We start from the raw sequence: 24,251 nt of genomic DNA on the forward strand, positions 1-24,251 counted from the left end.
CTTTCCCACGGTTTCCCCATGTTCTTTGCTTCCGATAACTGGGCCGGTGCCCACAAATCCATTGCCGAACGTCTGCTGACGGAATCGACCGGCTTTGCCGCGGCCTATGGGGCCGGCGATCTCGACAGGAAGGTCGAGGCCCGTTTTTCCGAGATCTTCGAGCGTGAGGTTTCGATCTTCTTCGTCGCCACCGGCACGGCCGCCAACTCCCTGTCGCTGGCAAGCGTCCAGCGCCCCGGCGGCATCACCTTCTGCCACTCGGAGGCCCATGTGATCGAGGATGAATGCGGCGCGCCGGAATTTTTCTCCGGCTCGGCCCGCCTCGTTGCCGTTGACGGCGAAGCCGGCAAGATCGACCCGGAAAAGCTTTCGGCGAAGATCGCAAGTTTTCCCGAGGACGCCGTCCATCACGGCCGTGCCAGCGCGGTGACCATTACCCAGGCGACCGAGATCGGCACCGTCTATTCCCTGCCGGAGATCGGCGAGATCGCCGCCATATCAAGGAAGCGCAATCTGCCGCTCCACATGGACGGCGCCCGCTTTGCCAACGCCCTGGTCGCACTCGGCGCCACCCCGGCCGAAATGACCTGGAAGCGCGGCGTCGACATGCTGTCCTTCGGCGGCACCAAGAACGGCTGCTGGTGTGCCGAAGCGATTGTCTTCTTCAATCCGGATCAAGCCCGGGAAATGCCCTTTATCCGCAAGCGCGCCGCCCAGCTCTTCTCCAAGTCGCGTTTCATTGCCGCCCAGTTCGATGCCTATTTCGAAAACGGTCTCTGGCTCGATCTTGCCCGCCATTCGAACGGCATGGCCGACAGGCTGCGCGCCGGCATCGCCACCAGCAACTCCGCCCGCCTCGCCTGGCCGACCGCGTCCAACGAGGTCTTTGCCGTCGTCAGCAAAAGTGCCGCAAAAATCGCGGAGGAAAAGGGCGCGAAATTTTACGAATGGCCGGTCCCGGCGGCAACGCCCGAGCTCGTTTCCGAAAGCGAAACCCTGATCCGCCTCGTCACCAGCTTCGCGACCACCGAAGCGGACGTGGATGGTTTCCTGAAGTGCCTGGCCGCCTGATCGCCTGCCGGAAAGGTGACGGGCAAGGATTCACGCCGACCTCAGTCCCCTCACCTTTTGCAGAATATCCTCCGACAGTGCTGAAACCAGTGCTTGGTCGGCGCCCTTACGCGGCACCAGCACGAATTCCACGTCCTCCAGCACCGGAAGTTTTCCCGCAGCGATCTCCTTCAGGCCGGACGGCGCCATGCTGCGCGGCTGCACCAGCACGCCCATCCCGGCCCGCGCCGCCGCCGTCAGGCCGCTCAGGCTGCCGCAGGTGCAGACGATCCGCCAGGGTACGCCGTTTCGCCCGAGCGCTTCCAGCGCGATCACCCGTGTGACGCTCGGCGGCGGAAAGGCGATCAGCGGCAAAGGGCCAGAGGCAAGCACACGCTCAGGATCGCGCGCCAGCCAGACGAGCGGCTCGCGATAGACGAGCTTTCCGCGCGCATCGCCGAGCCGGCGCTTGGCGAGCACCAGATCGATTTCGCCATTATCCTGCATTTCGTAAAGAACGCCAGACAGCGCCACTGTCAGTTCGAGGTCGACGGACGGGTGCGAACGAACGAAATCCTCAAGCACCGCCGGCAGCTGGCTGGTGACGAAATCCTCCGACACGCCGAGCCGCAGGCTGCCGCGCAGGCTGTTGTTCTTAAACAACGACTGCACCTGCCCCTCGATCGAAAGCATGGCGCGCGCATGCGACAGCAGCGCCTCGCCATCACCGGTCAGCATCACCTTATGCGTGTCGCGCGCCAGCAGCCTGCGCCCGAGTGCTGCCTCCAGCCGCTGGATGTGCTGGCTGACCGTCGACTGCCCGAGACCCAGCCTTTCTGCGGCGAGCGTGAAACTGCCCATCTGTTCGACGGCGACGAAACTGCGCAATTGCGAAAGGTCCAACATGATCCAGCTTCTCGATAACTGTTATTCCTTGCATCCTGGATCATAATGGATGACATAACAATGACTGTTTTATCAAGCCGCGAGACCGCCATGCGCCGCTTTCTGCCCGATACATTCACCATCCTGCTCGTCTGCACCGTCATCCTTGCCTCGTTGCTGCCGGCGCGTGGCACGTTTGCGGACTATTTCGGCATCGCCACCGACCTTGCTATCGCGCTGCTGTTTTTCCTGCACGGCGCCCGCCTGTCGCGCGACGTCGTCATATCAGGCCTGCTGCACTGGCGCCTGCATATCGTCATCCTGCTGACGACCTTCGGCATCTTCCCGCTACTCGGCATGGCGCTCGGGCTGATCCCCGACACGATCCTGCCGCAGCCGCTTTATCTCGGCATCCTCTTCCTCTGCGTGCTGCCGTCGACGGTGCAGTCGTCGATCGCCTTTACCTCGATGGCGGGCGGCAACGTGCCCGCCGCCATCTGCTCGGCCTCGGCATCCAACATCTTCGGCATGTTCCTGACGCCGCTGCTCGTCGGCCTGCTGTTTTCCGTCGGCGGCCATGGCGGCTTCTCCTTCGACGCATTGGAACAGATCCTGCTGCAGCTGCTTGCCCCCTTCATCATCGGCCAGGTTCTGCAGCCCTGGATCGGCGACTGGATCCGCGCCAAGAAGAAGATCCTGATGCCTGTCGACCGCGGCTCGATCCTGATGGTCGTCTATCTCGCCTTCAGCACGGCTGTCGTCGAGGGCCTGTGGCACACCTTCTCGATCGCCGATATCGCCGTCGTCATCGTCGCCGACATGGTTCTGCTGGCAGTTGTTCTGGTGCTGACGATGTTCGGCAGCCGGTGGCTGGGCTTCAACAAGGCCGACCAGATCACCATCACCTTCTGCGGCTCGAAGAAGAGCCTCGCAAGCGGCGTGCCGATGGCGAACGTCATCTTCGCCGGCCAGTCGATCGGCGCGATCGTGCTGCCGCTGATGCTGTTCCATCAGATCCAGCTGATGGTCTGCGCCGTCATTGCCCAGAAATACGCCGCCGCCGCCGCCCGCCGCGCAACGGACAAGGAAATCGACGAGGCAACCAGCCCGGCCTGAGCCGAAATAAAAAACGGCGCCCCATAGGAGCGCCGTCCGTTTTACCCGTAAGGGGGATCAATCAGCCGTTGATGATCTGCGCTTCGATGGCCTTCGGAGCCTCGACCGGTTCTGCGGCAATCGCGATCTTGCGGGGCTTCATAGCCTCGGGAATATTGCGCAGAAGATCGATGTGCAGCAGGCCGTTCTTCAGCGAAGCGGCCGTGACCTCGACATGGTCGGCAAGCTGGAAGCGGCGCTCGAAGGCGCGCTTGGCAATGCCTCGATAGAGGAATTCGCCGCTTTCGGCAGGTTCCTCGTTCTTTTCACCCTTCACCGACAGCACATGGGCATGGGCTTCGATCGAAAGTTCGGTCTCGTCGAAACCCGCAACGGCCATGGTGATGCGATAGGTGTTTTCACCGGTGCGCTCGATATTATAGGGCGGATAGGTCTGCGCCTGCTCCGGCTGGGCAAGGCTGTCGAGCATGGTGAAGAGCCGGTCGAAACCGACGGTCGAACGATAAAGGGGAGAGAAGTCTACGTGACGCATGATGTCCTCCTGTGGAAGCGACGTGTTGCGATGAAATGCCCCTGAGACCCCATCATTGGCGGCCTTGGGACGGTTGCGCAGGCCCTGTTCGGCACCCGCAGAAAGGAAATGGTGATGGGATTCGAGGAGTTCAAGACCTTTTGCAATCGCCTTGATCGGCCCGTGAACCCCGCATGAACGACCGGTTCGGAGCACGTTCAGGCGCATTCGCCTAGGAATTTAGGCGTCGGGTGAATCTGGTCCCGATGGCTGAAGTGCATCGTCCCTTCTTCTTCAGCCTCAACTTCGGCCGGCCGCGAGCACCCTCATGCTCCTGCCGGCCCTTTTCCCCACCGCTTTCCAAGCCGGATGCCATGCGCTATCCCTGATGCGAAGCAGTCAGCAGCGGCGCATTGGCAAAGTCATGGATCAGGTTCTCTATTCGACGCCCGATAATCCCGCCCCGGAAAACCGCACGGAGGGGTTCTTCGAAACCCATGACGGCCACCAACTGCGTTACGCCGTCTTCCGCTCGAGTGGCCAGATTGCCAAGGGCACCGTCGTCATCCTGCACGGCCGCAACGAATATATCGAGAAATATTTCGAGACGATCCGCGACCTGACGGCCAAAGGCCTCTGGGTCGCGACCTTCGACCTGCGCGGCCAGGGCCGTTCGTCACGACTCATGAAGCGCCGCAACCACGGCCACATCCGCCGCTTCGCCGATTACGAGCGTGATCTCGACACCTTCCTCGAAAAGGTAGTGCTGCCGGATACCCGCCTGCCCTTCTATCTGCTCGCGCATTCCACAGGCGGCCTGATCGCACTCTCGGCCGCCCCCTATCTCACCACCCGTATCGATCGCATGGTGCTGTCGGCGCCCTTCATCGGCCTGACCGGCCAGGCGGCCTCGCCCCGCGTCATCCGCGCGCTCGCCGGCACGCTGACCGCCGTCGGCCTCGGCTTTCTGCCGCTCACATCGAAACTGAAGGAGCCGAACTTCAGCGACAACCCGCTGACCTCGGACGAACACCGCTTCGAGCGCAATGTTGCAATGATGAAGGCTCATCCGGAATTGACGCTCGGGCCGCCGACGGCCCGCTGGCTGATCGAGGCTTTCCGCACGATGGACCGGGTCACCTCACCCTACCATCTCTTCTCGATCACCATCCCGACCATCGTCATCGCCCCGACGCGTGACGGTGTCGTGCCCTACACGGCGCAGGAGCGGCTCTCGCGTTACTTCCGCGCCGGCCAGCTGGTGCCGATCAACGGTGCCCGTCACGAGATCTTCCAGGAGCGCGATATCTATCGCGCTGCCGCCCTTGCCGCCTTCCACGCCTTCATTCCCGGCAGCGATGCCGAAGAAAACCAGGACGTCGCCGCCCTCGGCACGTGAGCCGGATCGGCTTTGCCGACCGGGGGATCAGCGTTGCTGACCGAGGGATCAGCGCTGCTGACCCTGGGATCAGCGTTGCAGGATGGCGATTGCCTGTTCGTAGACCGCCTGGCTGCCGGCGGCGATGATCGAGCCGCCGTTTTCCGGCCGTCCGCCGTCCCAGGTGGTGATGATGCCGCCCGCCCCCTCGATGACGGGAATGATGCCGCCGACGTCATAGGGCTTCAGGCTGTTTTCGACGACCAGATCGATATGGCCGGCGGCAAGCAGCGCATAGGCATAGCAGTCGCAGCCATAGCGGAAGAGCCGCACCTGGCTCTCGATTTCGCGGTATTTCTCCATTTCCTCGCCGGCAAAGAGATGCGGTGAGGTGGTGAACAGGATAGCGTTCGAAAGCGTGTCGCACTGGCGCGTCGCCAGCCGTCGCTCGCCCTCCGGCCCGGTATAGATCGAGCCGTTCTGGTCGGCGAAATAGCGCTCGCCGGTAAAGGGTTGCTCGATCATGCCCATGATCGCCCGGCCCGCTTTCTGCAGGCCGATCAGCGTTCCCCACACCGGCACGCCGGAGATGAAGGCGCGGGTGCCGTCGATCGGATCAATCACCCAGACATATTCGCGGTCGAGCCCGACATCGCCATGTTCCTCGCCGAGAATGCCGTGGTCGGGGAAATTCTCTTCGATCAGCGCCCGGATGGCGAGTTCGGCCGCCCGGTCGCCCTCCGTCACCGGATCGAAACCGGAAGAAAGCTTGTTCGTGACATCGAGGCCGGAGCGGAAGCGCGGCAGCGTTTCGGCTCGGGCAGCCTCCGCCAGGCGATTGAAGAACGAACGGTCAGGAAACATGTTGGATCCGTTTGGCTGGCGGGAGTGGCGCTTTTCATAGCGAAAAGCAACGGGAATGCAAACGCAGCAGGCAAATTGAGTTTAGTTGCACAAAGATATCGCAGCGCAATAAATTGCTTGACATTTGTGCAATGCAATAGTAGTGTCTTCCTACAGTCTTCTGACTGTAAATACCCTCCTTGGGTGTTTCCTCCCTAGACTTAGCCGCGCTCACAAGCGCGGTTTTTTTTGGCCGGGGAAGGCCACACGTCAGCAAAATCGAAAAACGGATCTATTCGGCGGCCAGCGCCCGCTCGCCGGCGAATTTCTCGACATAGTCCGCCATCTGCTGCATGAAGTCCGCGACGGCATCGGCCACCGCGGCGAAATCGTCGCGTTTCTCCAGCGTCAGCTCATCGACATAGATCGCCCGGTTCACCTCGATCTGCAGCGCATGCAGTCCGCGCGAGGGCCGGCCGTAATGTTCGGTAATGAAGCCGCCGGCATAGGGCTTGTTGCGGATCGCCGCAAAACCCATTTCCTCGAGGATAGCGATGGCCGCGCGCGAAAGTTCGGCCGAAGCGCTGGTGCCGTAGCGATCACCGATGATGAAATCAGGTCGTGCAGTGCTGCCGGCAACGCGCACATTGCCGGGCATCGAGTGGCAGTCGATCAGCACGCCGAAGCCGAATTGCACATGCGTTCGCGCGATCAGCCGGCGGAGCGCCGCATGATAGGGTTTGTAGACCGCTTCGACGCGGTCGAGCCCCTCCTGCACCGGCAGGCGCCGCGCATAGATCTCCATGTTCTCGGCGACGATGCGCGGAATGGTGCCGAGCCCGCCGGCGACCCTGAGCGAATTGACGTTGGCATAGGGCGGCAGCAACCCGTCGAACATCCGCGGATCGAGTTCGTAGGGTTCGCGATTGACGTCGAGATAGGCGCGCGGGAAGTTGGCCGCCAAAAGCGGCGCACCGAGTGCGACGGCCGAGCTGAAGAGCTCGTCGACGTAATGATCCTCGGAACGGCGGATGGCGATGCCTTCCAGCCTGGACTGAGCGATAAATTCCGGTGGATAAATGCGGCCGCTATGGGGGGAGTTGTAGACGAAGGGAATGGTCTGCGACACGGGCTCATGGACCTCAAAAAGCTCGTATTCGCGTATTTCCGGCACTTTCGGCCCTCTTTACCATGTCATGAACTGACTGCTTCGCGTATGTTGCCAGTTGCCCGGCCGCAAGTCCATACTATGTAGAAGGGATGGCGGTCACGCACAGGCAATTCACCGGTTGTTTACCGGAGCGAGACTAGTGTAAACGGCTGGCAGCCCACCAAAAACCTATGGATCGCGGTCTGGATTGATGACTCAGAAGATACTTCTCGCCGAAGACGACAATGACATGCGCCGCTTCCTGGTGAAAGCGCTCGAAAAGGCCGGCTACAAGGTCCTTTCCTACGACAATGGCGCTAGCGCCTATGACCGGCTGCGCGAGGAGCCGTTTTCCCTGCTGCTGACCGATATCGTCATGCCCGAGATGGACGGCATCGAGCTGGCGCGCCGCGCCACCGAGCTCGACCCCGACCTGAAGGTGATGTTCATCACCGGTTTTGCCGCGGTGGCGCTGAACCCTGATTCGAAGGCGCCGAAGGATGCAAAGGTCCTTTCCAAGCCTTTCCACCTGCGCGACCTCGTCGACGAGGTCAACAAGATGCTTGCCGCGTAAGGCCTGCGGGCGGCGCGTCACAAAACTGAAAAAAGCCTATTGACGGCTCCGAAGGTTTTGTGATCTATGCGCCGCCATCGGATGGGCGTGTAGCTCAGCGGGAGAGCACTACGTTGACATCGTAGGGGTCACAGGTTCAATCCCTGTCACGCCCACCATCCTAATTCACTAAAAAGAAAACGGCCTTTCGAAAAATCGAGAGGCCGTTTGCTTTTTAGATTTTCCGATCTGCACCGTCCTCATAGTGCGTGCGGCAAGTACCCGAAATGCCGAGTTTCGGTGAAACAACATTTTGGATGCATCCCTGCGTCCCGCTTCCATCCCTAATGCAACTATATCCTTGCCGTAAAATTGCGTCGAGCGTCCGAAGCCCGTTCCGGGCAGCACCAAAGCTCCAGATCTGCTTGCCACATCGTCGTCGCTAACGGATTGCGGTCGGCTCGCGCGCATTGCAGCGACGGCGCGATCGCATATGAGAACATGCTCACGCGCTCGTCACTTGCATTAGCGTATTCAAGTTTCAGCCCCTCGTTGGTCAAGCATCCAGAGCTGCCGGTTTTGTGACGGATAGATGACGAGTTTATGACAAAAATCGTGTTATTTCAGCAACATAGCAGCCACGCCCTGCTGTCATGATCGACATCGTTATTGCGACGCAACATACCGCTGTGTAACTACCGCGGCGAGGCAGGCACCGGGTCAAAAGGCGCCGCTTCGCTCACACGGGTTGAAGATACGTAGGGACTGCCGATGGCAACGGTCTTCATCCTTCTGCATCTGAACTGGAGGTTATTCCATGAACATTAAGAGCCTTCTTCTCGGCTCCGCTGCAGCACTTGCAGCAGTATCCGGCGCTCAGGCTGCCGACGCAATCGTTGCTGCCGAGCCGGAACCGGTTGAATACGTTCGCGTCTGCGACGCCTACGGCACCGGCTACTTCTACATCCCGGGCACCGAAACCTGCCTCAAGATCAACGGTTATATCCGTTTCCAGGTTGACGTTGCTCCGAACGCCAGCTCGATCGGCGCCGGCGGCGGCGGTTCCGTCGCCAACGACTCGGACTGGGATGCCCGTACGCGTGGTCAGGTTCAGTTTACGGCCAAGAGCGACACCGAATATGGTCCGCTGACCGGCGTCATCGTCATGCAGTTCAATGCTGACAACGCTTCGGCTCAGAAGGCCATCCTCGACTCGGCCTACATCGACATTGCCGGCTTCCGCGCTGGTCTGTTCTACAGCTGGTGGGACGATGGTCTCTCCGGCGAAACGGACGATATCGGTTCTCCGGTCACGCTGCATAACTCCATCCGTTATCAGTACGAAACCGACGCCTTCTACGCTGGCATCAGCGTTGACGAGCTGGAAGACAGCCCGTTCTACAATGGCGAAACCGCCAACAACGTCGGCGTTGCAGTCGGTCTCGGCGGCAAGGCTGGTGCATTCAGCTACCAGATCACTGCCGGTTACGACACCGACAACGAAGAAGGCGCCGTCCGCGCTATGGGTACGGTTGCTGTCGGTCCGGGCACGCTCGGCCTCGCAGTTGTCTACGCAAGCAACCCGAACGCCTACTACAACAAGGCTGAATGGGCGGTCGCTGCTGAATACGCCATCAAGGCGACTGACAAGCTGAAGATCACCCCGGCTGTTCAGTACTACAACAACTACGGCATCACTGCTGGCGAGTTCAACGACGACGTTGATGCCTGGAAGGTCGGTCTGACGGTTGATTACCAGATCGTCGACAACCTCTCCACCAAGATTTCGGTTCAGTACCTCGATCCGGACAATGCTAGCGACGTTACCTCGGGCTTCTTCCGCCTGCAGCGCGCGTTCTGATAAAAGGCTGCCGGCTAAAACAGGATGTCATCCGAAAACCGTTCACACTTTTCGGCATCATGCTCTGGACCGGCAGCTACAAATTCCTGATCTGACTGACCTCCGATCGGGAAAGAATGGGCCTGGACTTCCCTGCCTGGGCCCATTCCCCTTGACCAGACGTGCGTCCAAGACGGCACCTCGATGAGTGCCTTGCCATTGTCGTGTCACATCGGTTCGTTGCCGATGTCCGGCAGTCTATGTCGTTGCCGGATCTTGTAACCAGCAAGCGCAACCAGCTTTTTTACTGATCTGCCGCCGATCGTCGAGCGAGCCCCGCGGCCGACAAAATTTTTTCACCTCAGCAATAACGGCGCGCCAAATTCGGACACAGAGCCATGCCATGGCGAACCGAGGGTGAGGTAGTGATTCGCCTCGCCGCGACATGGGGTTTGAGATCGAAATGAAGTTATACGCGCTTGCCGCTGCCGCCTTTTTTTCCGCCGTCCTCGCCTTGCCGGCCTCCGCTGCGCCGCCCGCGCCCGCCGAGACCTTTCCTGGTGCGCCCGGCGTCATTACGCTTTCCGGCAAATGCGCCAAGCTGGTCGTCGCCAAGTTCGACGCCACCAAGGGCTGCAAGAACGAGCTTGCCAGCGTCACGCTGGCCAATGGCGTGGTGACCTTCATCTTCACCTCGGATGGCAAGGCGCTGGGCTTCCAGGGCGACGGCAGCGGCATCAAGCCTGCCTCCAACGGCAATGCCCGCCTGCCGCTCAGCCTCGTCACCACGGGTGTCGGCAACAAGATGACCGGAGAGGTCAAGGTCGCCGGCTTCTGCACCTTCGGCAACCCCTATGCCGGCAAGCCGATCGCGATCGAATGCACCGCCGAAAGCAAGGACTCCTCCTTCACCGGCAGCTTCCGCACCGGCGGCAAGCTGGTGAAGAAGGGTAAGTAGCCAGAGCAATTCCAGCAAAAGTGCGCAGCGGTTTTGCGTCCGGACTCGCGTGAAAACAAAATGAGAGCGGTTCCGTGCATTCGAGAATGGAAATGCTCCCGCTCAAGCGCACCAGGCGCTGCCGGCGGCCCCTGGCTTGCGTGCCAGGCCCTCATTGATCAGCTGCGCGCCGAAAGAGCGCCCGTCGCGCGAGACGACGCGCGGCGCGCCGGAGGACTCGGCCTTACCCGCCGCATTCATGGTGAAAGGCCCGGCGTTCAGAAGCGCCAGCAGCCGCGACTTGGCGGCAAAGGCCACCCGGCGCTCGCCGTCACAGCGCGCCCGGTCGACCGCCGGGCTTGCCATGTCGGCAATCACAATCTTCTCGCCCTTGTACCAGAAGACGCCACCGTCGCCGACGCAATTGATATGGGCGCCCTGCCCGCAATAGCCGAAGGCGACTGTCCTGGCTTCCGAAACGGCAGCGGAGGCCGGCGACGGCACTGCCTTTATCGGCTGGATCATCGGCGTCGGGATCGCGGCCGGCGGCAGCGGCAGCGGCTGCGGCTGTGGCAGCAACTGCGGTACTGGGACTTTCGGCGTGGGTGCGGCAAGCGCCACCTCCTTCGGCGGCGCGTCCTTCCTGACGACAGGCCTCGGCTCTACCGTGTCCCGTGTGATCGGCGGCGATTGCCTTGCAAGCATCGGCTGGATGCTCTTCCAATGGTCGTGGGCGACGATGCCGCCGATTGCGGCAATGCCGATCACCGCCCAGGGCAGCAATCCGCCACCGCTGCTGCGCGCTTTGCTCTTTCCTCTGGCCGGCGCCTTGCGGCGGCCGCGTGTCGCTGTCTTGGCCATCTATCCGATTCCCGTGAGGCCGGGATTATCGCTGCCCAATCCTTTCCGAAAGGTTGGCGCGGCGACAGGATGATGCCTGGTTCGCCGAACTTTCAATCCAATGACATGAACGCGCCGGTGCGCACCGGAGAGACCAACGGGCCCATCGAAACGCACGGGGGAAAAAAGCTGAACAAATTCCGGGCTCAGACGTTAGCCAGCGAAAAATTTCATCTGTTCTGGGGGAAAAATCCATGGATCTGATTATCGCCGACATAATACCGGCGTCGCGTATCCACTATCCCGTCATCTTCGCCCGCCTCTTCGGCGCCATCGTTTTCGGCGGGCTGATCGGTTTCGAACGTGAGGCCCGCGACCGCCCGGCGGGCTTCCGCACCCATATTCTGATCAGTCTTGCCGCTGCCCTCTTTGCCATCATCTCGATCGAGGCAGTGCACATGCCGGGTTTTACCGATGACGATCAGGTGCGCATCGATCCGCTGCGCGTCATAGAAGCCGTCACCGCCGGCGTCGCCTTCCTCGCCGCCGGCATGATCGTCTTTGCAAGAGGTCGGGTGCACGGGCTGACGACGGGCGCCGGCATGTGGCTCTCCGGCGCGATCGGCCTCGCCATGGGCTTCGGCTATTGGCCGATCGCCTTCTTCACCACGCTCGCTGCCATCTGCGTGCTCTTCGCCTTCGGCAAGCTCGAAAAATGGTTCGGCTATAATTCCGGCCAGCGTGTCGATCGCGATGAACACAAATAGAAAAACAAAGCGCCCGGCATCACGCCGTGCGCTCGTGTCACCTGTGCTTCAGTTGGTCATTCGGCTGTTGGTCGTTCAGCGCGTGTGTCCGAAGGATCGCCTTTACCAACCAATGCCGTGCCGCCGACGGAGAGCGGCTTCTGGCGTTTGCCGATATTGATGCGTTCGTCCGCCGCCTCGCGTATGGCCTGCCATTCATTTTCGTGCCGGATGAAGATCTCGCGGGGCACAAAGTTGATCGTCATATGTTTCTCACCCTGTTTCAAATCTACCGTTCGCGCCGGAGGCTTCCGGAATACCCGTTATTTCTTGGTCCCTGCATTGCCCTTGATGTCGGGGCCGCCCTTGGAAAGATCGGCGCCGGTAACATGGGCCGGCACGTGAATGTCGTGGTAGATGCCGGGCGTCAGTGTCAGGTCGACATGATGCGGCGGCAGCACCTGCGCCTTCTGCATGCGGTTCGGCTTCGCCCGCTTCATGCGGTCGGACGCCTCCGTGCGTTTGTCGGGAAGATGGGTCGAAGTGTGCATCATCGGCCTCCTTTTTAAGCTCAACCAGAGCCTAACGGGCGGGCGTCGGGATGGTTCCAAAAAAAATCACCCAATCCCGGTGTGACGACCGGCCTTGACTGGCCCGCGAAGTTCATTACCTAGAGCCTATCCCGCAGCCTTCCAGACATCGGCTGACGGGGAACTTTGGTGCCGGGCCCCTCTGGCGAGAGTTTTTACGGCGCTCTCGTGATGTCGGTACCGCCTGCAGCTTAGCCGGCGGATTTTTCATCGATGAACAAGCTCACCATGCCTGACCCGCGTGCCCGTTGTGGCGTGCCGCGTTTTTCCCATACATCGACTCTCTTCAACACGATTTGCGGCCGCGAGGTGCGGCCATGAATCAACCCGTGACCCATAACTCTTCGCTCAGCTATTTCCGCTGGGCTTTCATCGTCACTGCCCTCGGCCTCGTTCTCGGCGCGGTGCTCGGCTGGCAGACGACCGGTACGATCGGCGGCATGGCGACCGTCTTCTTCATCTGCACGGTGCTTGCGGTGCTGGAGATCTCGCTCTCCTTCGATAATGCCATCGTCAACGCCAACAAGCTGAAGGAGATGACGCCGGTCTGGCAGCAGCGCTTCCTCACCTGGGGCATCATCATCGCCGTCTTCGGCATGCGCATCGTCTTCCCGCTGGCAATCGTCGCGATCGCGGCACGGATCGGCCCCTGGGATGCTCTGGTGCTTGCCGCACGCGAACCCGAGGAATATGCCCGCATCATGAACGATGCGCATCTGCCGATCGCGGCCTTCGGCGGTACCTTCCTGATGATGGTCGGCCTCAGCTATTTCTTCGACCACGAGAAGAAAATCCATTGGCTTCGCGGCCTGGAAAAGGTGATGGCGCGGTCGGCCACCATCAGGGGCATCGAGATCGCCTTCGTGCTCGCACTGATGCTTGTGTTCTCCTGGTTGATCGGTGGCGAGGAAGCCAGTGTCTTCGTCCATTGCGCCATCTACGGCCTGCTCACCTTCCTCGCGGTCGAGGTTGTCGGTGAGCTGCTCGATGCGTCGCAGCAGACGATGAGTGCTGCCGCCAAGGGCGGCCTCGGCGCCTTCATCTATCTGGAGGTGCTGGATGCCAGCTTCTCCTTCGACGGCGTCATCGGCGCCTTCGCCTTGACGCAGAACCTCTTCGTCATCGCGATCGGTCTCGGCATCGGCGCCATGTACGTGCGCTCGATGACGATCATGCTGGTGGAGAAGGGAACACTTGCCGAATACCGCTATCTCGAGCATGGCGCCTTCTACGCCATCCTGATCCTCTCGGTGATCATGTATGCGCAGACCCTGGTCCACATCCCCGAGGTCATCACCGGGCTCGGCGGCGCAGCCTTGATCGGCCTGTCCCTCTGGTCGTCCATCCGCCACAACAGGCGCGAAAGGGTGGAGGATCACCGCGCCCGGCAGGAGGAACTTCACGCCTGACGATGCAAGAAGCCGCGGTGCGCCACCCTTGCAGCTAGAAATAAAGCCCGCGACCATCCGGTTGCGGGCTAATTCATTCATGCATAACTTGAAGGTCTTAGCGGGAGACCTGACCGAAGGAGGCCGGGTCGATACCGAGTGTGGTGAGGTCGTTAGCGCGCGGGCGGCGACCGGCTTCGACAGCAGCGCTGACGGCGTTTGCGGCACCAAGCACGGCGAATGCGCGGCCAAAGAAGCCGGTACGGACTGAATTGCGAACTGCGGACATCGTCCTTTTCCTCTTGCTCTATGATTGACCACTCATAGATGGCATCGCGCGCAGACCTCCACAATGCTCAGAAAATCACCTCAGCCATGCAAAAACAGGAGGCCGGCGCATGTCTCCATGGCCGACCTCGAGGGAGGGGTGGGTGGTCTTTTCCTTTTAGTCTTCGTTTGCCGCCAGTTGCGAGAGCACCTGGCCCCTGCCGCGCAGCCGCAGGATCAGCGGGATGAGGAAGGCGGCGGCTGCAACGATGAGCAGGCCTGCCGCGATCGGCGACATCACCAGCGTCGTCACATCGCCCTGGCTGATCGCCAGCGCCCGGCGCAGCTGCTGTTCGGCAAGCGGCCCGAGGATCAGGCCGACGACGGCAGGCGCGATCGGGTAGCCGAAGAGCCGCATCACATAGCCGAGCAGGCCGAAGGCGAGCAGCATGCCGAGCTCGAACACCGACGGATTGGCGCCGATCGTCCCGAGCGTCGCAAACAGCAGGATGCCGGCATAGAGCCACGGCTTCGGAACGGTCAGCAGCCGCACCCAGAGCCCGATCATCGGCAGGTTCAGCACCAAGAGCATCGCATTGGCGATGAGCAGGCTAGCGATCAGCCCCCAGACGAGCTGCGGATTGGTGGCAAACAGCAGCGGCCCCGGCTGTAGCCCGTATTGCTGGAAGCCGGCAAGCATGATCGCCGCCGTCGCCGTCGTCGGCAGGCCGAGCGTCAGAAGCGGCACCAGTGTGCCGGCGGCCGATGCGTTGTTCGCCGCTTCAGGGCCGGCGACACCTTCGATCGCGCCATGGCCGAACTCTTCCGGGTTTTTGGCCAGCCGCTTTTCGGTGGCATAGGAGAGGAAGGTACCGATTTCGGCGCCGCCCGCCGGCATTGCGCCGATCGGGAAACCGATCAGCGTGCCGCGCAGCCACGGCTTCCACGAACGTGACCAGTCCTGCGCATTCATCCAGAGCGAACCCTTGACCGCCTCGACCTTCTCCGCGATCCGGTTGCCCTGCGCGGCTATATAGAGCGTCTCGCCGATCGCAAACATCGCCACGGCAAGCGTCGTTACCTCGACACCGTCGAGCAGATCGGGAATGCCGAAGGTAAGCCTGGCCTGCCCCGTCTGCTGGTCGATGCCGACCATGGCGAGCGCAAAGCCGATGAACAGCGAGGTCAGACCCCTCAATGCCGAATCGCCGAAGGCCGAGGAGACGGTGACGAAGGCGAGCACCATCAGCGCGAAATATTCGCGCGGCCCGAAGACCAGCGCCAGCTTGACGATATAGGGAGCGATGAAGGCGAGTCCGAGCGTGGCGATCAGGCCGGCGACGAAGGAGCCGATCGCAGCTGTCGCCAGCGCCGGCCCGCCGCGCCCGGCGCGCGCCATCTTGTTGCCCTCGAGCGCGGTGACGATCGAAGCGCTTTCACCCGGCGTGTTGAGCAGGATCGAGGTCGTCGAACCGCCATACATGCCGCCGTAATAGATGCCGGCGAACATGATCAGCGAGCCGCCGGGATCGAGCTTGTAGGTGACGGGCAGCAGCAGCGCCACGGTGAGTGCCGGGCCGATGCCGGGAAGCACGCCGACGGCGGTGCCGAGCGTCACGCCGACCAGCGCATAAACCAGGTTCATCGGCTGCATCGCAACCAGGATACCCTGCCATAGAAATTCGAATGTGCTCATCTTGGTGTCCCAAGCGGCATTCCCGGCCGTGCGTTTCGCAACCGGGCGCCGCGCAAAATCAAAAGAGCTGACAGCGCGTCCCGCGCGGTCAGAAGAACAGATGTTCCAGCGGCCCGGCCGGCAGCGTCAGCTGCAGCAGCTGCGAGAAGATCGCCCAGACGACGAAGCTGAAGACGATACCAAGCGGCAGCGAGATCCAGAGCTTGCGTTTGCCGAAGCCGCGTGCCGTCAGCGCGAAGAGGATGCCTGTTGCGATCGAGAAGCCGGCGACGCGCAGGAGCAGCATCTGGCCGGCAAGACCGGCGACGATCCAGATGACGGGTGCGACTTCCTGCCGGTCACGCTCCGGAAAATCGCCGCGCCAGGCTTCGAAGGCAGTCCAAATCCCGAGACAGAAGAGGCCAAATGCCACCATTTGAGGCGCTGTCGCCGGACCGATGCGATCGTATTGCGCGATCGTTTTCAGATGCAAGGCATCCCAGGCCATCACGCCGGCGACGACAAAGAGGAAAACGGCAATGATGAACGCCGCCCAATCAGGGCGGCGTTCGGTTGCCGAGGAGGTGTTATCCTCGCTCATTGAACAAGTCCGATGTCTTTGAGAATGCTCTCAGTGGCCGAGATATCCTTTTCGAGCTGCGCCTTGAAGGCATCGCCGGACAGATAGGTGTCGGCCCAGCCCTTGGTCTTCAGCGTTTCCTGCCAGGTGGCGGAGCTGTGCAGCTTCTCGAAATCGGCGGTGACGCTTGCCACCTGTTCTGCCGACAGGCCGGGAGCAGCGGCGACCATGCGCCAGTTCTGGATGGTGACGTCGGTGCCGGCTTCCTTCAGCGTCGGCGCATCGACGCCGTCGATACGCTTTTCGCTGGAGACGGCGAGAAGGCGGAGCGTGCCTGACTTCACCTGCGATTCGAACTCGCTATAGCTCGAGACGCCGGCCGTGACCTGGCCGCCGAGAATTGCGGCGAGCGCTTCACCGCCGCCGGAGAAGGCGACATAGTTGATCTTGGTCGGATCGACACCGGAGGCCTTGGCGATCAGGCCAACGGTGATATGGTCGGTGCCGCCGGCAGAGCCGCCGCCCCAGGAAACCGAACCCGGATCCTTCTTCAGCGCCGCAACGAGATCAGCCATGGTCTTGATCTCGGATGCAGCGGGAACGACGACGGCCTCATATTCGCCGGTCAGGCGGGCGATCGGCGTAACGTCCTTGAGCGTCACCGGCGACTTGTTGGTGAGAATCGCGCCGACCATGACATAGCCGCCGACGATCAGCGAATTCGGGTTGCCGGCAGCCTGGCTGCTGAACTGCGCAAGGCCGATGGTGCCGCCGGCGCCCGGAACGTTCTGGACTTGCACGTTGCCGGAGATCTTCTCCTGCTGCAACGCGGTCTGCAGCGAACGGGCCGTCTGGTCCCAGCCGCCGCCGGGAGCGGCCGGCGCGATGATGGTGTAATCGGCCGCATAGGCCGGCAGCGCGATGGTCGCGGCAAGAAGGGTTGCGATGAACGTATGCTTCACGATGTGTCCTCCGTGGCGGCTGAGCAGACCGCCTGTTGTTCTCTGGGAATCGGGAGGAATGGCCGGCCAGCGGACGTAAGCGTCCTGAATGACGAGCGGAATACCTCCCAAGGCTTCAGCTCTCCGCCTCCACGGAGAAGAAGTAGCCAAAGCGACCACAACAACCTGTCATTTAGCTGACATCGGCGAGATATCCAGAAGGAGAAGACACTTTTTTGCCGTAATTGGCAGGTGCCGATCTAAATCCTGGTCCGTCACTGCCGATGGCGAATGCATTACCCGCCGCCGAAGTACGGCTGCGAGCCTCATCCGACGAGAGCTACGGGCGGCGACCCAAAGCTCTGTAAAGAGGGCGAACAGGCTGAAAGCTGACGCCTTCACTGCGTCCGCAGAACCTCGTTCCAGTGCGCGATCAGCCGCGCCCGCTTCACCTGGTCGAGATAGACCATCAGCCCGGGGCTGACCGGCACCGGCCGCAGTTGGGCGCCGAGCAGTTCCTGCAGCGTATTGGCGGTATTCTCCCCCGCGACCTCGGGGCTGACGGCCGGGATCTGCAGCTCGCGCGCCATGATCGTCTGCCCTTCCCTCGACATGAAAAAGGTAAGGTAACGCCGACCGAGCTCCGGCTCGGCGGCGGCCTGCGGCACCAGCCCGATCCGCGACATCACCACGGTATAATCCTTCGGCAGCACGATGCCGACGTCGGGATAGCGCGAGGCCCAGTCGGCCGCATAGGAGCCGAGAATGTTGTAGCCGAGCACGAAGCGTCCGTCGGCAACGCGTTCGAGGATCGCCGAACTCGTCGAATAAAGCTTGACGCCGGCAGCCCCCATCGCCCCTATCACCGACCAGATGTCGCCGAACTGCTCCTGGTCGCGCGCCATGAAAAGAAAGCCGACGCCGGAACGCTCGATGTCGTAGGTGCCGATCCGCCCGTAGACTTCGTTGCCCTTGCGCTTCAGATAGTCGACGAATTCAGCCCGCGAACTCGGCACCGCCTCATGCGCAAAGCTCGGCTTGTGATAGACGAACACCGCCGGCTCGAAGGTGAGCGCATAGGCGGTGTTGCGCCAATTCGCCCATTTCGGCCATGCAGTACTCATCGGCAGGTTGCTGACCTGTGCATATCCGTCGTTGGAAAGTTTCACTTGCAGGTCCATCGCCGAGGAAAAGGCGAAATCCGCCGTCTTCTTGCCGGCATCCGTCTCCCTGACGATCCGGTCGTAGATGTCGCCGGTCAGCATATCCTCATATTTGACCGCGACATCGGGATTGGCGTCCTGGAAACCCCGGATCATCGGCTGCGCCAGGGGCTCGTCGAGCGAAGAATAAACCGTCAGCACCGGCGCATCGGCATTGCCCGACTTCGCCGGATAGAAGACCGGATCGGCCAGCGCAAAGCCCGGCCAGAACGCCAGCAGCAAGATGAAAACTCTCCTCATGCGGCAACAATGCCTGAGCGCGCCCAGAGGAGCAAGGGCGCCGGACTAGGCGCCGGCCCATTCCATCAGGGCATTCTGCGCGTGCAGCAAAAAGGCCTTGGCGGCGTGACTTTGGCAGAGCGGATGCTCCATCGCCGCGGCCGTTACCTCCTGGCCGCGCGAAACCGGCGGGCACGGCAGGAAGATCGCATCCTCCCGCAAACGGTCGAGGAGATCGGTATCGATCCGGTAGCCAGTGAGCGCGCCCGAGGCAGCGTCAGCCGGCCATGAATCGGTGATGACGACGTCGGCATCCGATAGTTCGCCCATATCGGTGCTCACACGGAAGCGTCCATTGAGCAGCGCGGCATCGCTGATGTGCCAGCGTTCAGGATAGACCTGCACCACCTCGATCGGCAACGCGATCGACGCTTCGGCCCAGGAGCGAAGGATATTTGCGTCCGCCGCCACGCCAACCACCTTCAACCCGTCGATGGAGCCGCGCCGGCTGTTGATATAGGCAAGGTCGCCGAGCGTCTCGCAAGGGTGGTTGGAGCGTGTGCGCGCATTGATGACAGGCACCGGCAAGGCTGCGGCCACCGCCTTCAACGTCGCAAATTCCCTCGTGCGGATCACCAGCATGTCGAACCAGTTGCCGAGATACCCGGAGAGATCGCCGGTTTCCTCGCTGGCATTGAAGCTGATCGGCACATGCGCGCAGATGCCGCCCATCGCCTGGATGCCGAGATCAAAGGCGGTGGTATTGCGCCATCCGCCGTCATCGACAATCAGGGCGACGCGTTTGCCCGCAAGGCTCTGCGGCATCGTGCGCTCATCCCAGGCTTTGGCAAGCTCACTGGCGCGACCGATGACCGACCGAAGCCCGGCCTCCGGAACATCATGAAACTCCAGAAAATTCCGGGCCGAACCTGTCATTCAAATCCCCATCAGGCATGAAACGTCGCCACAATACCCTTCGGTGAGCTCACCGCAATCGCCGAAGCAACCGCCAATTACATTGCATACCGCGTTGGATACCCTCGCGATTCCTCTTCCAAGCTATGCCCTGGGTCCGGCTCAAGCCTTAAATCGATCGGCGATCGGATTTATGATGCCGACCCGGGAAGTGTCGGCCCACAGCAGAACACTCCGTTTTCTCGGATGTGAATTGTCTTTTCATCACAAAGGATTAGGGATTGGCTCCGTCCTTCGCCCGTTTAGAGTATTGATGAAGATCGACGACGTTATATGGTCGCGCTGCCGCGTTAAAAACGTCGAGACCGCCCGAATTTATTATTCGGGGGACGACTCTGCGCGACAAAAACTCTATAAAAAGCTAGACTAAACTGGGAAGATCCATGGGAGGGGTCATGGAACGACGACTGAGCGCTATTCTTGCTGCAGACGTCGTCGGCTACAGCCGACTGATGGGCATCGATGAATCCGGCACGTTGCAGGCGCTGAACCGCCATCGCTGCGAGCTGGTCGACATTCGTATTTCAGACTACAAGGGCCGGATCGTCAAACTCACCGGCGACGGTATCCTTGCCGAATTCCAGAGCGTGGTGAATGCGGTCGCCTGCGCCGCCGAAATCCAGCGCAGCATGGCGGCCCGCAACGAGAACGTGCCCAAGGACGAGCGCGTCGAATTTCGCATCGGCATCAATCTCGGCGACGTCGTGGTCGAGAACGGCGACATATTCGGAGATGGGGTCAATCTCGCCGCCAGGCTCGAGCGCATCGCAGCGCCGGGCGGCATCGCCGTGTCGGCCTCGGTGCGCGAGCAGGTCGGCTCGCGCCTCAATCTCGGCTTCGAATTCATTGGCGAACATATGCTGAAGAACATCCGGCAGCCCGTTCAGGTCTATACCGTCAGCTTAGCGCCGCCTTCCTCCGCCAGATTGGTCGCGCAGAACCGCAATACCTGCTTCATCGCGGTGCTGCCCTTCACCAATATGAGCGGCGATGCCGACCAGGATTATTTCTCCGACGGTATCACCGAAGACATCATCACCGATCTCTCCAAGATCTCCAGCCTGCACGTCGTGCCGCGCAACACCATTTTCACCTACAAGGGCATATCGGTAAAGGTGAAGCGGCTCGCTCAGGAGCTTGGCGTGCGCTACGTGCTCGAGGGAAGTGTGCGCATCGTCGGCAATCGCGTGCGCATTTCCGGCCAGCTGATCGACACCGCCAATGGCGACCATCTCTGGGCCGAGCGTTACGACCGCGACATGACCGACATCTTCGCCATCCAGGACGAGATCACCCATGCGATCGTCGGCCAGTTGAAGGTGCGTCTGTTGCCGGAGGAGAAGAAGGCGATCGCGACTGAGCCGACCGCCAATGTCGAGGCCTATACCTATTATCTCAGAGGCCGCCAGCTCTCTCACACCTGGACCAAATCCTATCTGGAGCTCGCAAGGCGCATGTTCTGCAAGGCGGTCGAGCTCGATCCGGACTATGCCCGCGCCTATGCCGGCATCGCCGATTGCGACGCGGCGATCCGCGATTGGGCGCCTGATGACGTGCCGCTGAGGCGCATCCTCGAGATGAGCGCCCGCGCTCTGGAGCTCGATCCTGACCTTCCCGAAGCCCACGCTTCCCATGGTCTCGCCCTGCATCAGAGCGGCTATGACGATAGGGCGGCGGCGGCCTTCGAACGTGCCCTGGCGCTCGACCCGAACCTCTTCGAGGCGAACTTCCACTATGCCCGGTTCTTCTTCATGCACGGCAACTTCGCCGAATCCGTGCAATATTTCACCCGCGCCGCCGCAATCCGCTCTGATGACTACGTCTCGCCGATCCATCTGATGTCCGCCTATCGCTCGCTCGGAAGGGTGCTGGATACGGAAAACTGGGCGCGCCTCGGTCTGTTGCGCGCCGAACGCGCCCTCAACCTCAATCCAGAAAATTCAGGCCCCGCCCATCGCGGCGCGCTGGCGCTTGCCCATCTCGGCGATGCGGCAAGGGCACGCGACTGGGCCGACCGCGCGATCGCCATCGATCCCGACGACATCGTCGCGCAGTATAATCTCGCCTGCGTCTACTCCGTCCTCGGCGACGTCGACCAGGCGATCGATCTGCTGGAGAAGCTGCTGCCGAACAGCTCCGTCTACCACATCAAATGGTTCGACAATGATTCCGATCTCGACAACATCCGCGACGATCCCCGCTTCCAGAAACTCCTCGCCGCCGCGATGACGCAGCGCGAGCGGATCGAAAGGACCGGGAGCTGAGGTCGAGCTTTTCCCGGCCGTTCACTGGCGCATCGGCCCGAAAATCGGAATCGATTTTCGGAAAGCACGATGCGTAGATTCAAAGTGTTACAGCGTCCTTTGCGCGTCTGAAGGACGCGCGTCGCTGTAAGCCTGAAAATCGCTGTGACATCCCTGCTTCATCTCTGTAATCTCCCTTGAAAAACAGGGGAAACATCCGTGCGCATCCTGCTCACCGAAGACAATATCGCGCTGGCCGACGGCCTGTCGGCGATCTTGCGCGGCACGGGCCATGCCGTCGATGTCGTCCATGACGGAGCGTCCGCCAATGCGGTCATCGCCGCTGAAAATTTCGATCTGGTGATCCTTGACCTCAACCTGCCCGAGATGGATGGGCTCGACGTGCTGCGCGCCATGCGCGCCCGACAGAACCAGGCGGCCGTCCTCATCCTGACCGCGCGCGGCACGCCGGAAGAGCGAGTGAAGGGGCTCGATCTCGGCGCTGACGATTATCTGATCAAGCCCTTCGATATCGCCGAATTCGAGGCCCGCGTGCGCGTGCTGCTGCGCCGCCAGGCCGGGCTGCGCTCGGCGACCGTCGGCTTCGGCGGCATCTCCTTCGATCTCAATTCCCGCACCTTTTCATCAGGCGCCACGCCACTCGATATTCCCGCCCGCGAACTCGGCCTGCTCGAAATCCTCTTCATGCGGGCCGGCAAGGTCGTCGCCAAGGAGGCGATCATTCAATCGCTGACGGCCTTCGACGACGACATTTCGGCAAACGCCATCGAGCAATATGTCAGCCGTCTGCGTAAGCGCCTGTCGCCGCACGGCCTGACCGTCAAGACCGCCCGCGGCATCGGCTATTATCTCGACAAACTGCCCGAGGCCTCATGAAAGCCGCCTATTCCCTCAGGCGCCGGCTGCTCTTCTGGTTGCTCGTCTCCACCGCCGTCATCGGCACGCTGGCACTCGCCGATACCTATCGCGAGGCGGTCCAGACCTCCAATATCGTCTCCGATCGCGTGCTCGCCGGTTCCGCGCTGGCGATCGCCGAGCGCGTCGTCGTCGCCGAGGACGGCACGCTGCAGGTCGATATCCCCTATGTCGCACTTGAAATGCTGACCTCGGCCGCGCAGGATCGCGTCTTCTACCGCGTCGACGGCCCGCCGGGCCAATTCATCACCGGCTACCAGTCCCTGCCGGTCCTCAAGAAGACGCCGGGCGATGCGGCCGCCTTCGCCGACGATACGTTCCGCGGCGAGCCGATCCGCGTCGCCACACTCGAACGCTCGGCCTCGACAGGCATCCGCTCCGTGCCCTTCGTTGTGACGGTCGCCGAAACCACCATCGCCCGCCGGCAGTTGGCACAGGCGATCCTCGTCCGCTCCGCACTCCGCCTCGCCTTCATGATCGCGGGCGCGGCGGTCATCGTCTGGATCTCGGTCACGGTGGCTCTGCGCCCGCTCTACAAGCTCGGCGACGCCATCGGCGAACGCAGCCCCGATGACCTGCATCCGATTAGGCAGACCGTGCCGAGCGAGGTCGAGCCGCTGGTCGATACGGTAAATTCCTTCATGGTCCGACTACAGTCGGCGCTGGATGCGCTCCGCCATTTCACCGGCAATGCCAGCCATCAGTTGCGCACCCCGCTGGCGATCATCCGCACCCAGCTCGCCCTTTCCGCCCGTGCCGGCTCGCTCGATGAGGCCCAGGCAGCAGCACTGAAGGGCGACCAAGCGGTGGCGCATGCCGAGCGTATCCTTGCCCAGCTTCTCTTGATGGCCAAGATTGACGCCGCCACCGCCAAGGAGGCGTTGACCGCCTCCGCCATCGATCTCGCCGCCATTGCTCAGGAGATCACCGGCGAACAGATCCCGACGGCCGCCGTCGCCGGCATCGATCTCGGCTTCGAGGGCGAGAGCCCGGCGATGGTCCGCGCCGAGCCGCTGCTGATCGGCGAAATGCTGCGCAACCTTGCCGGCAATGCCATCGCCTATGCCGGCAAGGGAGCTGAGGTCACCGTCCGTATCATCGCCGCGTCAGAGACGATCCGCCTCGAAGTCGAGGACAACGGCCCCGGTATTCCGCCCGAGAAGCTGGAGGCGGTGCGCTGGCGTTTTTCGCGAGGCAATGATTCCGGTGCGCCAGGCGCCGGCCTCGGCCTGCCGATCGTCGAAGAAATCGCCAATCTTTTCAATGCCGCACTGACGCTGGAGCCGGGCTCGGACGGCAAGGGCCTGAAGGCGGCCGTCACCTTTGCCAAGGCAGCGTAAGAGCCGTCGACCTTTCCGCCTTGCT

Annotated in this window: 24 protein-coding genes and 1 tRNA gene; 12 read left to right on the plus strand and 13 right to left on the minus strand. The window is 61.8% G+C overall.

Going from position 1 to position 24,251, the window contains the following annotated elements:
- Positions 1-18 precede the first annotated feature (18 nt).
- A complete protein-coding gene (locus tag RlegSU303_RS19530) occupies positions 19-1,071 on the plus strand; it encodes a threonine aldolase family protein (RefSeq protein ID WP_131621895.1) in 1,053 nt (350 codons plus the stop codon).
- 30 nt (positions 1,072-1,101) lie between these two features.
- Here RlegSU303_RS19530 and RlegSU303_RS19535 read toward each other — a convergent pair whose 3' ends face one another.
- Positions 1,102-1,956, minus strand: coding sequence for a LysR substrate-binding domain-containing protein (locus tag RlegSU303_RS19535; RefSeq protein WP_131621748.1), 855 nt, complete (start codon positions 1,954-1,956; stop codon positions 1,102-1,104).
- 45 nt (positions 1,957-2,001) lie between these two features.
- On the opposite strand from RlegSU303_RS19535, the gene RlegSU303_RS19540 reads away from it, so the two are divergent.
- Positions 2,002-3,051, plus strand: a complete 1,050-nt coding sequence (locus tag RlegSU303_RS19540; protein ID WP_131621746.1) for a bile acid:sodium symporter family protein — start codon at positions 2,002-2,004, stop codon at positions 3,049-3,051.
- A 61-nt stretch (positions 3,052-3,112) separates the two neighbouring features.
- Here the strand turns inward: RlegSU303_RS19540 and RlegSU303_RS19545 are convergent, their stop codons facing one another.
- Positions 3,113-3,583: an Hsp20 family protein gene (locus tag RlegSU303_RS19545; protein WP_003542878.1), complete on the minus strand. Its 471-nt coding sequence runs from the start codon at positions 3,581-3,583 to the stop codon at positions 3,113-3,115.
- Positions 3,584-3,986: 403 nt separating this feature from the next.
- On the opposite strand from RlegSU303_RS19545, the gene RlegSU303_RS19550 reads away from it, so the two are divergent.
- On the plus strand, positions 3,987-4,961 hold the full coding sequence (locus tag RlegSU303_RS19550; protein ID WP_026158880.1) for an alpha/beta fold hydrolase: 975 nt from the start codon (positions 3,987-3,989) through the stop codon (positions 4,959-4,961).
- Between the two features lie 69 nt (positions 4,962-5,030).
- Here the strand turns inward: RlegSU303_RS19550 and hisN are convergent, their stop codons facing one another.
- Both hisN and RlegSU303_RS19560 read right to left on the minus strand, forming a co-directional pair.
- Positions 5,031-5,804, minus strand: coding sequence for a histidinol-phosphatase (hisN, locus tag RlegSU303_RS19555; RefSeq protein WP_065281248.1), 774 nt, complete (start codon positions 5,802-5,804; stop codon positions 5,031-5,033).
- Between the two features lie 271 nt (positions 5,805-6,075).
- Entirely contained in the window at positions 6,076-6,957 is an 882-nt protein-coding gene (locus RlegSU303_RS19560) for an N-formylglutamate amidohydrolase (RefSeq protein WP_131621744.1), read from the minus strand.
- Between the two features lie 187 nt (positions 6,958-7,144).
- Here RlegSU303_RS19560 and cpdR1 point away from each other — a divergent pair, with 187 nt between their 5' ends.
- From cpdR1 to RlegSU303_RS19580, 4 genes are all read left to right on the plus strand, one after another.
- Positions 7,145-7,507: a response regulator CpdR1 gene (gene cpdR1, locus RlegSU303_RS19565; RefSeq protein WP_003542883.1), complete on the plus strand. Its 363-nt coding sequence runs from the start codon at positions 7,145-7,147 to the stop codon at positions 7,505-7,507.
- Between the two features lie 83 nt (positions 7,508-7,590).
- A tRNA-Val gene (locus RlegSU303_RS19570) sits at positions 7,591-7,665 on the plus strand.
- A 638-nt stretch (positions 7,666-8,303) separates the two neighbouring features.
- A complete protein-coding gene (locus RlegSU303_RS19575; protein ID WP_094087429.1) occupies positions 8,304-9,347 on the plus strand; it encodes a porin in 1,044 nt (347 codons plus the stop codon).
- 442 nt (positions 9,348-9,789) lie between these two features.
- Positions 9,790-10,284, plus strand: a complete 495-nt coding sequence (locus RlegSU303_RS19580; RefSeq protein WP_170269171.1) for a hypothetical protein — start codon at positions 9,790-9,792, stop codon at positions 10,282-10,284.
- A gap of 102 nt (positions 10,285-10,386) precedes the next feature.
- On the opposite strand, the gene RlegSU303_RS19585 is transcribed toward RlegSU303_RS19580, so the two are convergent.
- Entirely contained in the window at positions 10,387-11,124 is a 738-nt protein-coding gene (locus tag RlegSU303_RS19585) for a hypothetical protein (protein WP_131621742.1), read from the minus strand.
- Between the two features lie 233 nt (positions 11,125-11,357).
- Between RlegSU303_RS19585 and RlegSU303_RS19590 the strand changes: the two genes are divergently transcribed.
- Positions 11,358-11,870, plus strand: a complete 513-nt coding sequence (locus RlegSU303_RS19590) for an MgtC/SapB family protein (RefSeq protein WP_017962091.1) — start codon at positions 11,358-11,360, stop codon at positions 11,868-11,870.
- 56 nt (positions 11,871-11,926) lie between these two features.
- On the opposite strand, the gene RlegSU303_RS19595 is transcribed toward RlegSU303_RS19590, so the two are convergent.
- Entirely contained in the window at positions 11,927-12,115 is a 189-nt protein-coding gene (locus RlegSU303_RS19595; RefSeq protein WP_026158882.1) for a hypothetical protein, read from the minus strand.
- Positions 12,116-12,172: 57 nt separating this feature from the next.
- Positions 12,173-12,403 carry a hypothetical protein gene (locus tag RlegSU303_RS19600; RefSeq protein WP_017962093.1) on the minus strand — a complete coding sequence of 77 codons (231 nt, stop codon included), beginning with the start codon at positions 12,401-12,403 and terminating at the stop codon, positions 12,173-12,175.
- 353 nt (positions 12,404-12,756) lie between these two features.
- Here RlegSU303_RS19600 and RlegSU303_RS19605 point away from each other — a divergent pair, with 353 nt between their 5' ends.
- On the plus strand, positions 12,757-13,848 hold the full coding sequence (locus RlegSU303_RS19605) for a DUF475 domain-containing protein (RefSeq protein WP_017962094.1): 1,092 nt from the start codon (positions 12,757-12,759) through the stop codon (positions 13,846-13,848).
- A 97-nt stretch (positions 13,849-13,945) separates the two neighbouring features.
- Here RlegSU303_RS19605 and RlegSU303_RS19610 read toward each other — a convergent pair whose 3' ends face one another.
- The 6 genes from RlegSU303_RS19610 to RlegSU303_RS19635 all read right to left on the minus strand — a co-directional run bounded on the left by RlegSU303_RS19610 (position 13,946) and on the right by RlegSU303_RS19635 (position 19,668).
- Positions 13,946-14,116, minus strand: coding sequence for a hypothetical protein (locus tag RlegSU303_RS19610; RefSeq protein WP_017962095.1), 171 nt, complete (start codon positions 14,114-14,116; stop codon positions 13,946-13,948).
- A 156-nt stretch (positions 14,117-14,272) separates the two neighbouring features.
- Positions 14,273-15,790 (minus strand): tripartite tricarboxylate transporter permease, encoded by a 1,518-nt coding sequence (locus tag RlegSU303_RS19615; RefSeq protein ID WP_027667767.1) that lies wholly within the window; start codon positions 15,788-15,790, stop codon positions 14,273-14,275.
- A gap of 88 nt (positions 15,791-15,878) precedes the next feature.
- Complete coding sequence (locus RlegSU303_RS19620) at positions 15,879-16,370, minus strand: tripartite tricarboxylate transporter TctB family protein (protein ID WP_017962097.1); 492 nt, start codon at positions 16,368-16,370, stop codon at positions 15,879-15,881.
- Positions 16,367-17,311, minus strand: coding sequence for a Bug family tripartite tricarboxylate transporter substrate binding protein (locus RlegSU303_RS19625; RefSeq protein WP_026158883.1), 945 nt, complete (start codon positions 17,309-17,311; stop codon positions 16,367-16,369). Before RlegSU303_RS19625 ends, RlegSU303_RS19620 begins: the two co-directional genes overlap by 4 nt.
- 377 nt (positions 17,312-17,688) lie before the next feature.
- On the minus strand, positions 17,689-18,735 hold the full coding sequence (locus RlegSU303_RS19630; RefSeq protein ID WP_131718824.1) for an ABC transporter substrate-binding protein: 1,047 nt from the start codon (positions 18,733-18,735) through the stop codon (positions 17,689-17,691).
- Positions 18,736-18,798: 63 nt separating this feature from the next.
- Positions 18,799-19,668: an ornithine carbamoyltransferase gene (locus RlegSU303_RS19635; protein WP_131718823.1), complete on the minus strand. Its 870-nt coding sequence runs from the start codon at positions 19,666-19,668 to the stop codon at positions 18,799-18,801.
- A 434-nt stretch (positions 19,669-20,102) separates the two neighbouring features.
- Here RlegSU303_RS19635 and RlegSU303_RS19640 point away from each other — a divergent pair, with 434 nt between their 5' ends.
- The 3 genes from RlegSU303_RS19640 (at position 20,103) to RlegSU303_RS19650 (ending at position 24,226) form a co-directional block, all read left to right on the plus strand.
- Positions 20,103-21,971 (plus strand): adenylate/guanylate cyclase domain-containing protein, encoded by a 1,869-nt coding sequence (locus tag RlegSU303_RS19640; RefSeq protein WP_017962101.1) that lies wholly within the window; start codon positions 20,103-20,105, stop codon positions 21,969-21,971.
- Between the two features lie 198 nt (positions 21,972-22,169).
- Complete coding sequence (locus tag RlegSU303_RS19645; protein WP_003542898.1) at positions 22,170-22,847, plus strand: response regulator; 678 nt, start codon at positions 22,170-22,172, stop codon at positions 22,845-22,847.
- Positions 22,844-24,226 carry a sensor histidine kinase gene (locus tag RlegSU303_RS19650; RefSeq protein WP_131718822.1) on the plus strand — a complete coding sequence of 461 codons (1,383 nt, stop codon included), beginning with the start codon at positions 22,844-22,846 and terminating at the stop codon, positions 24,224-24,226. The genes RlegSU303_RS19645 and RlegSU303_RS19650 overlap by 4 nt, the downstream gene beginning before the upstream one ends.
- Positions 24,227-24,251: the final 25 nt, after the last annotated feature.

The sequence above is a fragment of the Rhizobium sp. SU303 genome (genome assembly GCF_021052345.1).
Classification (GTDB): Bacteria; Pseudomonadota; Alphaproteobacteria; order Rhizobiales; family Rhizobiaceae; genus Rhizobium; species Rhizobium laguerreae.

What these genes read in the sequence shown, in the direction of transcription:
- RlegSU303_RS19600 (WP_017962093.1), bottom strand. Translation starts at nt 12,403, where the DNA reads ATGATGCACACTTCGACCCATCTTCCCGACAAACGCACGGAGGCGTCC.
- RlegSU303_RS19545 (WP_003542878.1), bottom strand. Translation starts at nt 3,583, where the DNA reads ATGCGTCACGTAGACTTCTCTCCCCTTTATCGTTCGACCGTCGGTTTC.
- RlegSU303_RS19650 (WP_131718822.1), top strand. Translation starts at nt 22,844, where the DNA reads ATGAAAGCCGCCTATTCCCTCAGGCGCCGGCTGCTCTTCTGGTTGCTC.
- cpdR1 (WP_003542883.1), top strand. Translation starts at nt 7,145, where the DNA reads ATGACTCAGAAGATACTTCTCGCCGAAGACGACAATGACATGCGCCGC.
- RlegSU303_RS19535 (WP_131621748.1), bottom strand. Translation starts at nt 1,956, where the DNA reads ATGTTGGACCTTTCGCAATTGCGCAGTTTCGTCGCCGTCGAACAGATG.
- RlegSU303_RS19635 (WP_131718823.1), bottom strand. Translation starts at nt 19,668, where the DNA reads ATGACAGGTTCGGCCCGGAATTTTCTGGAGTTTCATGATGTTCCGGAG.
- RlegSU303_RS19615 (WP_027667767.1), bottom strand. Translation starts at nt 15,790, where the DNA reads ATGAGCACATTCGAATTTCTATGGCAGGGTATCCTGGTTGCGATGCAG.
- RlegSU303_RS19530 (WP_131621895.1), top strand. Translation starts at nt 19, where the DNA reads ATGTTCTTTGCTTCCGATAACTGGGCCGGTGCCCACAAATCCATTGCC.
- RlegSU303_RS19585 (WP_131621742.1), bottom strand. Translation starts at nt 11,124, where the DNA reads ATGGCCAAGACAGCGACACGCGGCCGCCGCAAGGCGCCGGCCAGAGGA.
- RlegSU303_RS19540 (WP_131621746.1), top strand. Translation starts at nt 2,002, where the DNA reads ATGGATGACATAACAATGACTGTTTTATCAAGCCGCGAGACCGCCATG.
- RlegSU303_RS19575 (WP_094087429.1), top strand. Translation starts at nt 8,304, where the DNA reads ATGAACATTAAGAGCCTTCTTCTCGGCTCCGCTGCAGCACTTGCAGCA.
- RlegSU303_RS19605 (WP_017962094.1), top strand. Translation starts at nt 12,757, where the DNA reads ATGAATCAACCCGTGACCCATAACTCTTCGCTCAGCTATTTCCGCTGG.
- RlegSU303_RS19590 (WP_017962091.1), top strand. Translation starts at nt 11,358, where the DNA reads ATGGATCTGATTATCGCCGACATAATACCGGCGTCGCGTATCCACTAT.
- RlegSU303_RS19620 (WP_017962097.1), bottom strand. Translation starts at nt 16,370, where the DNA reads ATGAGCGAGGATAACACCTCCTCGGCAACCGAACGCCGCCCTGATTGG.
- RlegSU303_RS19595 (WP_026158882.1), bottom strand. Translation starts at nt 12,115, where the DNA reads ATGACGATCAACTTTGTGCCCCGCGAGATCTTCATCCGGCACGAAAAT.
- RlegSU303_RS19640 (WP_017962101.1), top strand. Translation starts at nt 20,103, where the DNA reads ATGGAACGACGACTGAGCGCTATTCTTGCTGCAGACGTCGTCGGCTAC.
- hisN (WP_065281248.1), bottom strand. Translation starts at nt 5,804, where the DNA reads ATGTTTCCTGACCGTTCGTTCTTCAATCGCCTGGCGGAGGCTGCCCGA.
- RlegSU303_RS19610 (WP_017962095.1), bottom strand. Translation starts at nt 14,116, where the DNA reads ATGTCCGCAGTTCGCAATTCAGTCCGTACCGGCTTCTTTGGCCGCGCA.
- RlegSU303_RS19580 (WP_170269171.1), top strand. Translation starts at nt 9,790, where the DNA reads ATGAAGTTATACGCGCTTGCCGCTGCCGCCTTTTTTTCCGCCGTCCTC.
- RlegSU303_RS19550 (WP_026158880.1), top strand. Translation starts at nt 3,987, where the DNA reads ATGGATCAGGTTCTCTATTCGACGCCCGATAATCCCGCCCCGGAAAAC.